The sequence below is a fragment of the Metabacillus bambusae genome (genome assembly GCF_017497975.1).
GTDB lineage: Bacteria > Bacillota > Bacilli > Bacillales > Bacillaceae > Metabacillus > Metabacillus bambusae.
Map to the genome: position 1 here is coordinate 60,725 of NZ_JAGDEL010000025.1, position 14,735 is coordinate 75,459.

Below are 14,735 nucleotides of genomic sequence, written 5' to 3' on the forward strand. Positions count from 1 at the left end.
GGTCCAATTAAATTTCCGCTAGTGGTGTTTATGATAATGCTTTCGATTGGACTATTTGCACACGTACAAACGATCCCTGCATTATTATCAATATCTGGTCGTGATTCATGGCTAGCTATTATTGCAACAGTAGTGCCCGTGATTCTATGGATATTTTTTTTAGGAAAGCTAGTTAAGCTCTCTGCAATAATAAGTGTTTCCGAATGGAAGGAAAACTTATCTCCACTGCGCTATTATTTGCTTGTAGGGCCGTTTGTTTTATATTTGCTTTTATCAGCTTATGTGACAAGCAAAGATATTACAATATGGAGTCATATATCATACATACCAGATATTAGTTATACAGTCATTGTGATTGCCTTTTTATTTATATGCTTTATTGGAACACAGTCAGGAACCCAATCTTTAGCAATCTTAAGTGGAGTTTTATTACCGTTGGTAGTAGCACTAGGGATATTTGTAATGACAGCAAATATAAAAAATAAAAACTATGAATTACTTTTTCCCATGCTAGAAGATGGATATATGCCAATTCTTAATGGATTTATCTACACAATGCTCCCGTTAGTAGAACTATTCATTCTTTTAATATTCCCCCATGTTGACAAACAATCAATTACGATTAAAAAACTATTTCTCATAGGAGGAATGATTTTAGGTTTGATGCTTGGACCAACGATGGGTGCAATTACTGAATTTGGCCCTATCCAAGCATCACAATATCGATATCCAGCATTTGAACAGTGGCGAATATTAACAATAGGAAATTACTTTTCCCATGTAGACTTTTTCGCCATTTATCAATGGTTAGCAGGAGGAGTTTTAAGAACAAGTTTATATGTTTTATTAGCAAGCCACTTACTTACAAGAAAAAAGCAGAAAAAGTATACAGTTTTTTTTAGTTATAGTGTACTAATAATCGGATGTTTATATCGAATAGATCAACAGACGTTTTATGAACTTGTTTATACAATTTTCATGCCAATCTCATTACTAGTTTTAACAATTCAATTAACAATTTTATTTATTTTTCTTACCATTCAAAATCATAAAAAAAAGCTAGAGGAGGTGAAATAGAATGGATAAAAATAACATTGATTATAGCCCAGATGGAATAAAGAATCTGTTTTATTCGTCTTCAGATATCGTAATTAAAACAAAATTTAAAGGAGAACAAGACGAGAAATCGCTTTTGATGGTTTATTGTGATCCAATAGTTGATAAGACTATGCTTAATCAAGTCGTTTTACCACCGATCAATCAACAAAGATCAGTTGGGGAATTTCTTGGCTCACTAAAAAATACGATACAAATAAGCTCATTAGAAAAGGAGAAAATAACAAAAGAAGACATATGCGATCCTATCTTTTCAGGACAGCTAATGATGACAACGAAGGAAAGTGATCATGTCTATTTTTATGACATCAGTAAAATACCATCCAGAACACCTGATGAATCAATTACAGAAGTATCAGTGAGAGGACCAAAGGATGGATTTGTGGAGGATATAAGTACAAATCTTGGTTTAGTTAGAAAGCGTTTGAAAACAGCTTCTTTTGTTGTAGAGGAATATACAATAGGCACACGGTCCCAAACGAAGGTAGCACTACTTTATATAACAGATATTATAAATTCCGAATTATTAAAGAAAATTAAAGGGAAATTAGCACAGATAGAAATTGATATTATTACAGGGAGTTCGCAAATGGAAGAATTAATTGCAGAAAAGCAATTTCTATCCTTATTTCCATTAGTGAACTATACAGGAAGAGCAGATTTTGTCGTTGAATCGTTAAATCAAGGTAGGTTTTCAATCATTGTAGATGGAGCACCAACAGCATTACTAGCTCCCGCGAACTTAGGATATTTAATAAAGACCTCAGAAGATGAACACACAAGCTTCTTTTATGCTTCTGTTGAAAGGCTTCTACGTTTATTTGGACTATTTATGACAGTTTTTTTACCTGGTTTATATACTGCTTTAACAACTCATAATGTTGGCGAATTACCACTCCCTTTATTAGCGACTATTTCAATTTCAAGAATAGGGCTACCATTTACAGCCTTTATTGAAGTGTTAATTATGCTAATTATGTTTGAATTATTTCGAGAGGCTGGCGCACGACTCCCTAAAGCTGTAGGACAAACAGTTGCTGTTTTAGGTGGATTGATCATTGGCGATGCAGCGATAAGAGGTGGCATTACATCTCCAACTATGCTTGTTGTAATAGGAGTTACAGCTATTGCAAGCTTTACTCTTGTCAATCAATCACTTGCAGGAAATATTTTCATTATACGATTATATGTTGTCATCCTAAGTTTTTTTATGGGGATATTTGGATTTATCATTAGCTTTATTTCTATTATTATGTATCTAGCTAATTTAAGATCATTCGGTTTTCCATATTTATCATTTTATACTAATATGACGTGGAAGGATTTCTTGTCAATATTTATCAAATTACCTGAATTAATAAAAGATAAGCGGGGTTCAGAATTGAAGCAAAAGGATTCATCAAGACTAGGTGAAGCTGAATGAGTTGGAGGAAGATTTGGATTTTAACAATAATGTTCATTCTTTTATCAGGATGTGGAAGGGTAAAAGAAATTCATAACCAAGCATATGCAGTTGGAATGGGAATTGACTATGTGGATAATGAGTACCATGTTGTCATTCAATTTCTGGATTTTAGTAATGTTGCAAAAACAGATCAAGGGAAAAGTTCAGATCAAGTACCTGTGTGGATAACAAAGGGGAAAGGAAAAACAATTGAAACAGCGTTATCAGGTATCTATCAAACAATTCAAATGAGAGTGAATTTTGAACAGTTAAATTTAATTATTTTTGGAGAAGGGTTGATCACATCTAAACAGCTTTATGAGGCATTCCAATCATTAACTTCTAACTTTACTGTTCGTTTAACAGCATGGACATATGGGACACAAGAGAAATTTGATGACATCTTTACATCTTCGGTGATATTTGATTATCCATTTTCTTATTCGAGATTGAACCAGCCTAATGAAGGAAATCAACAGAGTTCAACGATTCCAGCAATAACATTACGAGATTTTGTATGGAGATTAAATGAAAAAACAATAACGACCATCGTCCCATCAGTCTCACTTAACGAACAACATATATTTAAAGAGAGTAAGCCAATAAAAGCTGCGGTTATCAATGGTGCATACATATTAAACGATAAAACGTATAAAGGCTGGTTATCCACCTCAGATCTACGTGGCTTTATTTGGACAAATGATGAGTCAATAAGATCAATTACAACGATTAAAGAAGACAAGGATCATCTTGTAGAAGTTGAATTAATAGAACCAGAAATAAAATTGAAAAAGAAAAAGGATGAATTGAGCTATAACATTAATGTAAATTTAAGAGCAATGATAAGAGAAAGTTTAGATAGTGATATGGCACAAGAAAAGATAAAAAAGAAAGTGGAAGTTAAAGTCAAAGAAGAAGTGAAAAAAGCGTTCAATGCAGGGAAAGAACTAGGTGCTGATATTTTTCAGTTAGAGGACAATTTGTATCGGTACTATAATAATGAATGGCTGAACAACAAACATGAAAATCCAATTGAGTTGGCAAATATAAAGGTAAATGTGATACCGCTATATAGTATTGATAAATTTAAAAGTAAAAAGCAAGATGCAAATACAAAAAGAGAAAATTAAATATAATTACTAATTGTTATTTTGCATCGCTAGTTCATGCATGAAATAAAAGGGTGTGATAAACTATGCATATAGAATATTGAGAAGGAGAATATCATGCAGCTAACATTTACAAAAGAGGCAATTGAGCAATTAACACCTAAACTTCGAGAAAATAAAAATAGAGTGTTGAAATTAAAATATGATACAGAAGGCTGCGGATGTGTGATGAGTGGTGTCACTGCATTATGGCTAGTAAAAGAGCAGGATGCAGATGACATAAAGTTAGAAACAAATGAAGTACCGTTATTTGTTGAAAAGACAAAAATGGTATTTTTAGATGAAGAGCTCACAATATCCTATAACAAAACAGCAAATTGCTATATGCTAAAAAGCCCTTCACAAATATTAAATCCACGCATGAGCTTACTTGTAAAGTGAGGGGAAATAGGTGAAGAATCGGTTAAAATCAATAAAAAATGTTGCATTAAATAAAACGTGGGTATCTTTTTTAAATGATAACCACCCATATAGTCTGCTTCACTGGTCAATCGGAGGATCTCATGACGATACGAAGGACGTATGGTTACTTCAGGATGAAATGACGTTTGAAGCACAGGAATTTCCGACTATAGATGAAGCAATTCAATGGATGGAGCAAAATATGGAGCATATCTCTGATGTGCTAGGATGAAAACAGGCTACCATGTGATTAATGTGGTAGCCTTAATAAGTTCTCAATAACCGAGCGCTTACGCTTTTGTTCTTATCTAGGAAATTATAAAATTCTTGTACTGTGGATAAGCGCTTGGCATCCAGCTCCAGCGCCTAGCCCCTCTTGGGTCTACAGCCACTTAAGAATTGAAGGCAAAGAACACCTTCTATTCTTAAGCGTCTTATGCTTGTCGGGGCTGTTCAAGGCGCTTACGCTTTTGTTCTTATAAACCAATCTCAGCAAAAAACTCATCAATAACTTTAGAATATTCCTCGCGATTTTCTGCATAAGACATCGCATGTGAGCCTTTTTCAGCAATATAGAGCTTTTTGAGTCCTGTCTTTTTTTCGTAAAGTTGTTTAGTCATTTCAGCTGGTATGTAATCATCTTCTTTACTATGAATCAATAAAACTGGACGTTTTATATTTGCTATTGCATTAAGTGGTGAAACACCTTTAATAGAGTAGCGATCACGGAGCTGAACAAAAGGCTTTGCAATCGGCATAATCAAGAGGCTTGGTACTTTGAACTCAACTTTAAGCCTGTAGAGCAGCTGTGCTTCAAGCTCTGAGAAAGGGCAGTCGGCAATATAAAAATCTGCACCATCTTCAACCATACCAGCATAAAGCAAAGTTGTAACTGCACCCATTGATTCACCATGTATTCCTAATACAATTGAATCCCCAATTTCTTTCTTTACCCATTGAACAACAGATTGGAGATCAAATTTCTCATAATGACCATAACTTGTTGTTTTTCCACCACTTTCACCATGCCTACGGTGGTCATAGATCAAAACATTCCAGCCCTTTTGCATAAATAAATTCATATACTTAACCGAATTAAGGCGATTTACTGTAACTCCGTGACAAATAATGATGTAACGGTTCGTATTGTGCGGTTCAATAAGCGTGCCTTTTATCGAGTAGCCAAACTGAGATGGAATTGAGAAATTTTTCTTCTCAAGAGCATCAAAATCCTTTTGGTTATAAAGTCCATATTTAGTATCTCGATTAATAATTTCTTCATCTGTTTTCTTTTTGATATACATCATTTTATTTGTAAAGAAAAATCCGATGATAAAAATATACGAAAGGATAATAAGCAATCCAATAAAGATTTTTTTCATAAAGCTGACTCCTTAACAAATTTAACTTCATTCTTATTTTACATGAACCGCTACCACACTTCCAATGTTTACTAAAATGCATTTAAATAAAAGGCCGCTGCTAAACTTGGTTGTTGATTTCCGCTACATGCGTTCGCTTTCCGCGGACGGTCCTAGAGCTTCCCGCAGGAGTCTCACATATCTGTTCTAATCAACAAAGCACCAAAATAGTCAAATGAAAAAGACAAGCGCTAAGCCTGTCCATTTAATCATTGCACTGAATTCTGTCTTTTTGTAGGATGGATCGCTTTTGCTACTTCTTCAGCAGCCATCATCTTTTTAGAAGTATCAGCATTTGGTTTGCCTTTTTGTCCTCGTTGCTTAGCCATGTTTAATCGCTCCTTTCTATCAAATAAAATATGTGTTTAGAGAACAAATTATACAAATATCGAAACAGCCAAGCAGTATGTGCGTATTCATATATAGGGATGTGTTTAGATGAAAGCCTTTCTCTTAGGATTATTACTTGCTTGCTTAATAGGACTAATTGGTTTTGTGACGAATGATAAAACGATTATTACCATGCTATCTGGGAGTGTTGGTTTAGTTTCCTTTTTAGCATCAGGATTGTATGTAGGAGTTTTTGTAAGTAGTGATCGCATAAGAATACAATACCAAAATGAAACAAAGGAAGAACGAATAAAGAGAGTGAACACAGCTGCGATGTTCTTTTTACTTGGGTTACCCAATTTCATTCTTGGGATTTATACAATTGCAATGTAATGATTTTCCTTAAGTAAATATCTTTTCAAGTATAAAAAACTTTTTTATACTTTGAAGTAGAGATAATCCAAGCTCTATTTGCTTCATTCGAATTACCCTGAGCGTTTATAGTGACACTGAAAAAGGATGTAGGAGGCAACTGGATGAAAAAGCAAAACAAGAAAAAGGATGATCAAACAGTATCAGTTTCAGATCATTTAAATAGTAATGTATTAGAGAAATTGAAAGCAGTGAAAAAAGGATTAACACAGGAACAAGAGGAAAGACAAGCAGCGCTTGAACGCCAAAAACTAGAAGAACGAAAACAAAGAGAAAAAAATAAAAGCTTTGAAGAACTGTTAGACGAGAGTTCCTTATCATGGAAGAATTTTAAATAATCATAGTGAGACAAGAAAACGGGACCTAATCGGCCCCGTTTTTTAACGGTGTTGTTCGTATATATCTAGTTTTGTTAGTTGTTGCAACTTTTCATATGTTTGGGAAGTTAGTGGATCACCTGATCCCGCGGCAGCATTTTCAATTAATTGCTGTATCTTGCTTGCCCCAGGAATTACTGTGCCTATGACATCCTGATAAAGGCAATATTGCAAGGCAAGCTCTGTCATAGTATGGTTGGTGTCTACATTCTCAAGTTCTACGATTTGTTTTTCAAGCTCTTCCTTTGAGTAAGAAAGATACCCTTGGTCTAGGAGCTTTAATGATAGAGGTTTTTCGGTTAAAAGACCTTTAGCAAGTGGTCCACGTGCAATTACACTCACACCATTTTCTTTCATGAGCGAAAACCATTCCTCAGGACGTCGATCTAATAGGCTGTATTGCATCATAATTGAGATAATACTTGATGTTTTTAGATATTCCTCAATCACATTCGGTCGAATTGAAGAAATACCATAATAACGAATAACACCTTCTTGTTTTAATTCTTCAAAAGCTTCTATCGTTTCATCAATATTATCTTCAATTGTACCTCCATGTAGCTGATAAAGGTCGATATAATCAGTTTGCAAACGAAGTAAGCTCTGTTTTACAGCTTCTTTTATGTATGCCTTAGAAGGATCCCAGCTCCAGCCAGTTTTGTCATCCCTCCAACGATTTCCTACTTTTGTTGCTAAAATGATGTCGTTTCGGCGATGTTTAATGGCTTTGCCGACAAGTTCTTCATTTCGTCCAAAATCATATAAATCCGCTGTATCAAAGTAATTAATACCTTGTTCTATTGCTGCATCAATAAGCGAGAGAGCATGCTTTTCTTCAGTTCCAAGTGACATACAGCCAAGTCCTACTTCACTTATATATAATTCTGATTGGCCAAGTTGTCTTTTTCGCATTTTATCACTCCTTGTTCAAAAGTCATCTTAAATTCGAGGGTAGTATAAAGAATGCGAAAAAGCAACTCAAAACACTTAGTCTATTTTTTTGAATTAAACCTGAATGTTTCGCGTGTTTTTTCATCACGAATCCATTCATTTACAGTTGTATACGTACGACCGTACTCCTTCAATTTTGTACGAATCTCCCACGCTTTCCCAACAAGAACAATTCCTTTGTCCAGCAGATAGATTTTCACGTTCTTTAGAACCATTCCTTTCCAATAGCTCTGTTAAAGCTCACTGTTGATTTTGGCACTTTGTTGATTGGAGTGGAAAGCGAACGCCTGCAGCGGAAATCAACAACCAAGTTTAACAGAGCCTTTCAATTAAGATATGATAGAATGTATGAAGGAAGAAATGCTTATAGAACAGGAGCTGATCGAATGGATCATTTAAAAGAAACGACACTCTCTTCAAAGGAAATATTCAAGGGGAGAATTATTGATTTATATGTAGAAGAAGTTGAACTACCAAATGGTAAAACAAGTACTCGCGAAATTGTAAAGCATCCAGGGGCAGTAGCTGTTATAGCAGTAACTCCTGAAAATAAAATATTAATGGTTGAGCAATTTCGTAAGCCACTTGGACGAACATTAGTTGAGATTCCAGCAGGAAAGCTAGAAAAAGGAGAACAACCAGAATCCACAGCTAAAAGAGAGTTAGAGGAAGAAACTGGCTATACATGTGGTTCTCTACAACCATTAATCTCATTTTATACCTCACCTGGTTTTGCAGATGAACTTGTTCATTTATTTATTGCAGAGAATTTGGAAAAGCTAACAGTAGCTGCAGAATTAGATGAAGATGAATTTTTAGATGTGATGGAAGTGACATTAGAGGAAGCGGAGGCAATGATTCAAAATAAACGAATATACGATGCGAAAACTGCCTTTGCCGTTCAATACTTGCAACTTAAACAAGCGTTAAAAGGATAGGAAGCTAAATTGCAGCATAGGCCAGATCTAACATGTATCAAAGAACTCATTTAGTAGTTAATCTAGTAGTAAAATATAGTTTATCCTTCGTATTAAAGTGGCGTAAACACACTACAGGGGGTTCGTTAACATCTTGAATCATTATTTTGCTGATTTACATATTCATATCGGTCAAACAACTTCTGGAAAGCCAGTTAAAATTACAGCCTCACGAACGCTCACCTTAGAAAATATATTAATCGAAGCAAGTGAGCATAAAGGAATCGATATTGTAGGAATCATTGACTGTCATGTACCTGAAGTATTACTGACGCTTACTAAGCTCGTTGAAAATGAAGATTGTATAGAGCTAGAAAACGGTGGCATTCGCTTTAACAATACAACCTTAATTCTCGGTAGTGAGCTAGAAATTTATGACGATGCTTGCAAAGGTCCAATCCACGTATTGGCTTTTATGCCATCACTTGAAAAAATGAAGGAGTTTTCTACATGGCTTTCTTCACGATTAACAAATATTACGCTAAGTTCACAAAGAATTTATGAAGAGGGAAAAACATTACAAAAGGTTGTTAAAAGCCTAGGTGGGTTATTTATTCCTGCTCATATTTTTACACCTCACAAAAGCTTATATGGAAGTGGGGTAACGCATTCCTTGAAAGAGGTTTTTGATGGTAGCCTAATTGATGCGGTTGAACTTGGATTAAGCTCTGATACCACTATGGCGGACCAATTAGCTGAGCTACATAATTATACGTACTTAACCAATTCAGATGCTCATTCATTGCCGAAAATTGGACGGGAATATCAAAAGCTAATTTTGCAAGAACCAAGCTTTTTAGAATTGAAAAAAGCACTAGCTATGGAGGATGGTAGAAGTGTCGAAGCTAATTATGGTTTAAATCCATATTTGGGAAAATATTATGAAACAACATGTGAAAAATGTGATAAAAAGCCGGAAGCAGATCAAGTAAAATGTGAAAACTGTGGTAGTACTCGTTTTGTAAAAGGTGTATCAAACCGGCTCAAAGAACTAGCAAGTGCAATAGAAAATGCCAAAAGTCGTCCTCCATATATTCATCAAGTACCACTTCAATTTATTCCAGGTATTGGTCCGAAAACATTAGAAAAATTGAAGGACATGTTCGGAACAGAGATGAACATACTACATGAGGTACCTAAGCATGAACTTCAGAAGGTAGTACCAGAAAAAATTGTTGAGTATATAGTGGCTGGAAGAGAAGGTCGTCTTAAAGTGACATCTGGCGGTGGCGGAACGTATGGAAAGGTAAAGGGAATTTAGTGAAGATGGGGGAAGTGTACTTATCTGTAGCTCCCCCTCTTAGTTCATTTCCTCTGTATAATTTTAGCGAACACAGATGTATCTCTCAAAGATTTGCCATCTGCTGACAGAGCGTCATGATGAAACGTACCCTCTAATGTAAATCCTAATTTTTCTGGTATATTTCGACTTTTACCATTATTTGAATCACATCTAATTTCAATTCGTTTAGCAGCAAGTTCTGTTTCGGCGAAATATATCAATCCTTGGACAGCTTCTGTCATGAACCCTTTACCACTGAATCTTGAATCGATCCAATAACCAATTTCAAAGCTGCGTACCTCCCAATTTATTCTATGTAGACCAGTACTTCCGATAAACTGACCAGTAAATCGTTCAAAAATAAGAAAGCGTAAATCTTCTCGTAAAATAAATTTAGCGATTGCTTCTCTAGTATTTGTTTCGGTATCCTCAAGAGTTGGAGCTTGTTGTGCAAAAGGCAGCCATTGTTTTAACTCGTTAATCGAAGCAAGTATTGCCGAATTCACGGCTTTGCCATCACCAAACTTAGGGGCTCGAAGGAGTAAGTGTTTAGTTGTGAATTCAGAAGGGAAATCTAGTAAAATAGGGTTCATTTCAACACATCCTCTTCAACTTTTTTAAAAGTATATAATAGAAAACTAGAAAAGAAAACCAACTTTTTGAGTCATAGAATAGTGATCCTCTCATATACTCTAGTAAGTGAATGACGGGAGGAAATAATATGCGTAGACAACTGCCAATTAGTGCAATGATAAAGAAGCATCTTAAAGAGCATTCTTCAATATATCTGTTTGTGTTTGTATTGTTTCTAATGGGAGTTATTTTTGGAGCGATTATTGTAAACAGTATGAACTTAAGTCAAAAAGAAGACTTATACTACTATTTAAACCGATTTTTCGGACAAGTTGCTGAAGGGAAAGTAGCAAGTTCTACAGATATGTTCCAACAAAGCTTTTTTCATAACTTAAAATACTTAGGCTTAATGTGGATCTTAGGTATTTCAATCATTGGACTACCAGTCATATTAGTTATGCTTTTTATAAAAGGTATGGTCGTTGGTTTTACAGTCGGATTTTTAGTGAATCAATTAGGATTAAAGGGCTTTTTACTCTCATTTGTCACAGTACTACCGCAAAATGTGCTGCTTATCCCAGCCTTTATCATTATGTGTTCCGTTGCGATTGCCTTTACGTTAAAGATCATCAGACAGCTATTCGTAAAGAAAACAAGTAATTTAGAGGCACCATTCTCTTTATTTATGAGGTATGTAACTGTGTTTTTATTTATTGGGGTTCTTGCTATAGTAGCATCAGGGTTTGAAGCTTACGCATCACCATTTTTAATGAAGAATGTAGTAGAGTTTGTAAGTAAATAATAATTATTATTAATTAATATAGATTATGTTTATTAGATTGTAATGATTTTAGTTGGACACTTTCCTTCCAAATGATATATAATAGTTTTGGGAACGCGGCGAGGGAGGAAAAGTAGTTATGGAAAACCGCATTGATCGGATCAAGAAGCAGCTGCACTCTGCTAGCTATAAGCTAACACCGCAGCGTGAAGCAACTGTTCGGGTATTACTAGAAAATGAAGAAGATCACTTAAGTGCTGAAGATGTGTACCTTCTCGTAAAAGAAAAAGCACCCGAAATTGGACTAGCGACAGTATATCGTACTTTGGAATTATTAACTGAATTAAAAGTTGTCGATAAAATAAACTTTGGTGATGGTGTATCTAGATACGATCTTCGTAAAGAAGGGGCAGCTCATTTTCACCACCATTTAGTATGTATTGAATGTGGTTCTGTAGCTGAAATCGAAGAAGATTTACTAGAAGATGTTGAAGAAATCGTTGAAAGTAAATGGAATTTTAAAATAAAAGATCACCGCCTAACATTTCACGGAATATGTGTGAAATGTCAGGAAAAAGAGCAAAACGAACAACAAGAACCTAATAATGATGAGTAAGAGAGTCTAACATACTTAGTTAGGCTTTTTTTGTTGCTCAAAACTATAGATGCACTATACTTTGGATAATTGCTTCTGTCCCCAGCAATAGCTCAATATTTAGTACGTGGAATTATCTCCTAATAAAAGATATGCAAAAAAATAAATTGGTTGAAAAATGATGTATAAAGTTTGTCCTTTTTGGCATATCTTCTAATAATCATAATAAAAACTCCTCGTTAACGTATGATCCTTCAAAATCTAATAAACTAAAAGCAATTTATTGAAAATCTTCGTTTTAGGCGGAGTAAATCACCGAAAAGAGTTGGAGGTTCATTATGATTCGCTGGTTAAAGACGGCTAGAGATATGTTAAAGGTATTTATTTTATTTACTGGATTTACGATTTTATTCTATTATGCTATCATTTGGGTGAACTTAGAGTATCAGGAATTACATCGATATGATCAGCCAGAAGGAGCTGCCTTAAAAGTAACAAACATGGTAAACAATGAAGAAGAAAGCTGGTTTAACAGATTAATGTTCTTTATTGACAATGGGGAGTAGACGATTTTGAAGGATCAAATAAAAGATTTTATCCACTATTTAATAGTAGAACGAGGTTTATCCAATAACACGATCGTATCTTATGAAAGAGATTTAAAAAGTTATCAAAAGCATTTAACAGAGAATCAACAACTTAAAACATTTAATGATGTCACTCGTCTTCATATTATTCAATTTTTAAAATCCTTAAAAGAAGCTGGGAAATCAAGTAAAACGATTGCGAGACATACTGCATCCATACGCTCGCTTCATCAATTTTTGTTAAGAGAAAAGCAAGCAGACCAGGATCCATCTGTCTTAATTGAGTCTCCACAATTAGAACGAAGCTTACCTAAAATCCTTTCATTGCAAGAGGTGGAAATGTTGCTTGATACACCAAAGCTTACAACTCCGTTTGGCTATCGAGATAAAGCTATGCTTGAGCTTTTATATGCAACAGGCATTCGTGTGAGCGAAATGATAAACTTAAACTTAACGGATGTTCATTTAACAATGGGATTTATCCGGTGCTATGGAAAAGGGAATAAGGAACGAATTGTTCCAATTGGACGAACAGCAACCGAGGTCATTACCAATTATATTGAAAAGGGAAGACCAAGATTATTAAATGCAAAGCAGCCAACTGAAGCTCTCTTCGTCAATCATCATGGAAAACGGATTACTAGGCAAGGTTTTTGGAAAAATCTTAAGAAAATAGCACTAGAAGCGAATGTGAATAAAGAGCTCACACCACATACATTACGACATTCCTTTGCAACACATTTACTTGAGAACGGTGCAGATTTAAGAGCTGTTCAAGAAATGCTCGGGCATGCAGATATTTCAACAACCCAAATTTATACACATGTAACAAAAGCTAGATTAAAGGATGTTTATAATCAATTTCATCCTAGAGCTTAACTAGGCATCACACATTTGTGGAGATGCTTTTTTAATGTTTACCAGGAAAAATAATATTACTTTTAAAAAATAGAAAATTGAATTTGCTTCTTAAGAGTTGTCAATGATCATGTAAGGGGTTTATAATAAAGATACGGTTTAGTTGTCAGACTTCCGACAAGTTCTCATTTTCGAATTGAATATAGTGTTATTTGGAACAGTAAGATGAGAGAGTATGAAGAAGGAGGATTTGCATGGCAAATTATACATATAAACGGATTTTTTTAATTGTGATGGATTCAGTGGGCATTGGAGAAGCCCCAGATGCAGACAAGTTTAACGACCTTGGCTCAGACACGCTTGGACACATAGCTGAACATATGGGTGGGCTAAATATGCCGAATATGGCTAAGCTAGGCTTAAGTAATATTCGCGAAATTAACGGAATCCCAAAGCAAGAACAGCCACTGGCTTTTTATACAAAAATGCAGGAAGCATCGAATGGCAAAGATACAATGACCGGGCATTGGGAGATTATGGGGCTCAATATTAAGCAACCCTTCAGAGTCTTTCCAGATGGTTTCCCACCAGATCTTATCAACGAATTAGAAGAAAAAACAGGGCGCAAAATTATTGGTAATAAGCCTGCATCAGGTACGGAAATATTAGATGAATTAGGCGAAGAGCATATGAAAACAGGGGCATTAATTGTGTATACATCTGCAGACTCAGTATTGCAAATTGCTGCACATGAGGAAATTGTTCCACTAGATGAGCTATATAAAATATGTGAACTAGCACGTGAAATGACATTAGATGAAAAATATATGGTAGGACGTATCATTGCTCGTCCATTCTTAGGTAAGTCTGGGAAATTCACACGAACAGCTAATCGTCATGACTATGCCTTAAAACCTTTTGATCGTACAGTCATGAATGAGCTAAAAGATAGTGGATATGATGTATTGTCAATCGGGAAAATTTCCGACATTTATGATGGTGAAGGAATCACAAAATCATTACGAACAAAATCCAATATGGATGGCATGGATAAGCTAAATGATACTGTTGGCATTGATTTTACAGGTATTAGTTTTGTAAACTTAGTAGATTTTGATGCATTATATGGGCACCGTCGTGATCCATCTGGATACGGAAAAGCTCTTGAAGAATTTGATGTAAGATTAACAGAAGTGCTTGAAAAGTTAACGGAACAAGATCTTTTAATTATCACGGCAGACCATGGCAATGATCCTATTCACCACGGAACAGACCATACAAGAGAATATGTTCCATTACTCGTCTATAGTCCGAGTTTAAAAACAGGTAAAGAGCTACAGATAAGAGAGACGTTTGCTGATATTGGTGCAACCATTGCTGATAATTTTGAAGTGAAAATGCCTGCATTTGGAAAAAGCTTTTTAGCAGATTTGAAATAGG

18 protein-coding genes are annotated in these 14,735 nt (G+C 35.1%); 14 read left to right on the forward strand and 4 right to left on the reverse strand.

The features are described from left to right. The first annotated feature begins 36 nt into the window (after positions 1-36). The 5 genes from I7822_RS23910 to I7822_RS23930 all read left to right on the forward strand — a co-directional run bounded on the left by I7822_RS23910 (position 37) and on the right by I7822_RS23930 (position 4,363). On the forward strand, positions 37-1,077 hold the full coding sequence (locus I7822_RS23910; protein ID WP_207981577.1) for an endospore germination permease: 1,041 nt from the start codon (positions 37-39) through the stop codon (positions 1,075-1,077). A 1-nt stretch (position 1,078) separates the two neighbouring features. Next, positions 1,079-2,539, forward strand: coding sequence for a spore germination protein (locus I7822_RS23915; protein WP_207981578.1), 1,461 nt, complete (start codon positions 1,079-1,081; stop codon positions 2,537-2,539). Beyond that, positions 2,536-3,690 carry a Ger(x)C family spore germination protein gene (locus I7822_RS23920; protein ID WP_207981579.1) on the forward strand — a complete coding sequence of 385 codons (1,155 nt, stop codon included), beginning with the start codon at positions 2,536-2,538 and terminating at the stop codon, positions 3,688-3,690. Before I7822_RS23915 ends, I7822_RS23920 begins: the two co-directional genes overlap by 4 nt. Before the next feature lie 96 nt (positions 3,691-3,786). After that, entirely contained in the window at positions 3,787-4,110 is a 324-nt protein-coding gene (locus I7822_RS23925) for an iron-sulfur cluster biosynthesis family protein (RefSeq protein ID WP_066330157.1), read from the forward strand. 10 nt (positions 4,111-4,120) lie between these two features. Next, the gene (locus I7822_RS23930; RefSeq protein WP_207981580.1) at positions 4,121-4,363 is read left to right on the forward strand and encodes a DUF2552 family protein; all 243 of its coding nucleotides are present in this window, start codon (positions 4,121-4,123) and stop codon (positions 4,361-4,363) included. A 244-nt stretch (positions 4,364-4,607) separates the two neighbouring features. Here the strand turns inward: I7822_RS23930 and I7822_RS23935 are convergent, their stop codons facing one another. Continuing rightward, positions 4,608-5,513, reverse strand: coding sequence for an alpha/beta hydrolase (locus tag I7822_RS23935; protein ID WP_207981581.1), 906 nt, complete (start codon positions 5,511-5,513; stop codon positions 4,608-4,610). A 477-nt stretch (positions 5,514-5,990) separates the two neighbouring features. Between I7822_RS23935 and I7822_RS23940 the strand changes: the two genes are divergently transcribed. Then, positions 5,991-6,275 carry a DUF5316 domain-containing protein gene (locus tag I7822_RS23940; RefSeq protein ID WP_207981582.1) on the forward strand — a complete coding sequence of 95 codons (285 nt, stop codon included), beginning with the start codon at positions 5,991-5,993 and terminating at the stop codon, positions 6,273-6,275. A 143-nt stretch (positions 6,276-6,418) separates the two neighbouring features. Continuing rightward, positions 6,419-6,652: a YqkE family protein gene (locus tag I7822_RS23945; RefSeq protein ID WP_207981583.1), complete on the forward strand. Its 234-nt coding sequence runs from the start codon at positions 6,419-6,421 to the stop codon at positions 6,650-6,652. A gap of 42 nt (positions 6,653-6,694) precedes the next feature. Here I7822_RS23945 and I7822_RS23950 read toward each other — a convergent pair whose 3' ends face one another. Beyond that, entirely contained in the window at positions 6,695-7,603 is a 909-nt protein-coding gene (locus I7822_RS23950; RefSeq protein ID WP_207981584.1) for an aldo/keto reductase, read from the reverse strand. Positions 7,604-7,683: 80 nt separating this feature from the next. Continuing rightward, entirely contained in the window at positions 7,684-7,842 is a 159-nt protein-coding gene (gene mciZ / locus I7822_RS23955) for a Z-ring formation inhibitor MciZ (RefSeq protein WP_207981585.1), read from the reverse strand. A gap of 186 nt (positions 7,843-8,028) precedes the next feature. Here mciZ and I7822_RS23960 point away from each other — a divergent pair, with 186 nt between their 5' ends. Together I7822_RS23960 and I7822_RS23965 are read left to right on the forward strand one after the other, a co-directional pair. Further along, complete coding sequence (locus I7822_RS23960) at positions 8,029-8,580, forward strand: NUDIX hydrolase (protein ID WP_207981586.1); 552 nt, start codon at positions 8,029-8,031, stop codon at positions 8,578-8,580. Positions 8,581-8,713: 133 nt separating this feature from the next. Continuing rightward, on the forward strand, positions 8,714-9,880 hold the full coding sequence (locus I7822_RS23965; protein ID WP_207981587.1) for an endonuclease Q family protein: 1,167 nt from the start codon (positions 8,714-8,716) through the stop codon (positions 9,878-9,880). Positions 9,881-9,924: 44 nt separating this feature from the next. Here the strand turns inward: I7822_RS23965 and I7822_RS23970 are convergent, their stop codons facing one another. After that, positions 9,925-10,494 carry a GNAT family N-acetyltransferase gene (locus I7822_RS23970; RefSeq protein WP_207981588.1) on the reverse strand — a complete coding sequence of 190 codons (570 nt, stop codon included), beginning with the start codon at positions 10,492-10,494 and terminating at the stop codon, positions 9,925-9,927. Between the two features lie 128 nt (positions 10,495-10,622). On the opposite strand from I7822_RS23970, the gene spoIIM reads away from it, so the two are divergent. The 5 genes from spoIIM (at position 10,623) to deoB (ending at position 14,734) form a co-directional block, all read left to right on the forward strand. Continuing rightward, positions 10,623-11,276 carry a stage II sporulation protein M gene (gene spoIIM, locus I7822_RS23975; protein WP_207981589.1) on the forward strand — a complete coding sequence of 218 codons (654 nt, stop codon included), beginning with the start codon at positions 10,623-10,625 and terminating at the stop codon, positions 11,274-11,276. Between the two features lie 118 nt (positions 11,277-11,394). Then, entirely contained in the window at positions 11,395-11,871 is a 477-nt protein-coding gene (gene fur / locus I7822_RS23980) for a ferric iron uptake transcriptional regulator (protein ID WP_207981590.1), read from the forward strand. A gap of 317 nt (positions 11,872-12,188) precedes the next feature. Then, positions 12,189-12,416 carry a YqzK family protein gene (locus I7822_RS23985; protein ID WP_207981591.1) on the forward strand — a complete coding sequence of 76 codons (228 nt, stop codon included), beginning with the start codon at positions 12,189-12,191 and terminating at the stop codon, positions 12,414-12,416. Positions 12,417-12,422: 6 nt separating this feature from the next. Next, positions 12,423-13,316 carry a site-specific tyrosine recombinase XerD gene (gene xerD / locus I7822_RS23990; RefSeq protein WP_207981592.1) on the forward strand — a complete coding sequence of 298 codons (894 nt, stop codon included), beginning with the start codon at positions 12,423-12,425 and terminating at the stop codon, positions 13,314-13,316. Between the two features lie 233 nt (positions 13,317-13,549). After that, positions 13,550-14,734, forward strand: coding sequence for a phosphopentomutase (deoB, locus tag I7822_RS23995; protein ID WP_207981593.1), 1,185 nt, complete (start codon positions 13,550-13,552; stop codon positions 14,732-14,734). Position 14,735: the final 1 nt, after the last annotated feature.

What these genes read in the sequence shown, in the direction of transcription:
- I7822_RS23945 (WP_207981583.1), top strand. Translation starts at nt 6,419, where the DNA reads ATGAAAAAGCAAAACAAGAAAAAGGATGATCAAACAGTATCAGTTTCA.
- I7822_RS23910 (WP_207981577.1), top strand. Translation starts at nt 37, where the DNA reads ATGCTTTCGATTGGACTATTTGCACACGTACAAACGATCCCTGCATTA.
- I7822_RS23960 (WP_207981586.1), top strand. Translation starts at nt 8,029, where the DNA reads ATGGATCATTTAAAAGAAACGACACTCTCTTCAAAGGAAATATTCAAG.
- I7822_RS23925 (WP_066330157.1), top strand. Translation starts at nt 3,787, where the DNA reads ATGCAGCTAACATTTACAAAAGAGGCAATTGAGCAATTAACACCTAAA.
- fur (WP_207981590.1), top strand. Translation starts at nt 11,395, where the DNA reads ATGGAAAACCGCATTGATCGGATCAAGAAGCAGCTGCACTCTGCTAGC.
- I7822_RS23950 (WP_207981584.1), bottom strand. Translation starts at nt 7,603, where the DNA reads ATGCGAAAAAGACAACTTGGCCAATCAGAATTATATATAAGTGAAGTA.
- I7822_RS23985 (WP_207981591.1), top strand. Translation starts at nt 12,189, where the DNA reads ATGATTCGCTGGTTAAAGACGGCTAGAGATATGTTAAAGGTATTTATT.
- spoIIM (WP_207981589.1), top strand. Translation starts at nt 10,623, where the DNA reads ATGCGTAGACAACTGCCAATTAGTGCAATGATAAAGAAGCATCTTAAA.
- I7822_RS23915 (WP_207981578.1), top strand. Translation starts at nt 1,079, where the DNA reads ATGGATAAAAATAACATTGATTATAGCCCAGATGGAATAAAGAATCTG.
- I7822_RS23940 (WP_207981582.1), top strand. Translation starts at nt 5,991, where the DNA reads ATGAAAGCCTTTCTCTTAGGATTATTACTTGCTTGCTTAATAGGACTA.
- I7822_RS23935 (WP_207981581.1), bottom strand. Translation starts at nt 5,513, where the DNA reads ATGAAAAAAATCTTTATTGGATTGCTTATTATCCTTTCGTATATTTTT.
- I7822_RS23920 (WP_207981579.1), top strand. Translation starts at nt 2,536, where the DNA reads ATGAGTTGGAGGAAGATTTGGATTTTAACAATAATGTTCATTCTTTTA.
- I7822_RS23970 (WP_207981588.1), bottom strand. Translation starts at nt 10,494, where the DNA reads ATGAACCCTATTTTACTAGATTTCCCTTCTGAATTCACAACTAAACAC.
- deoB (WP_207981593.1), top strand. Translation starts at nt 13,550, where the DNA reads ATGGCAAATTATACATATAAACGGATTTTTTTAATTGTGATGGATTCA.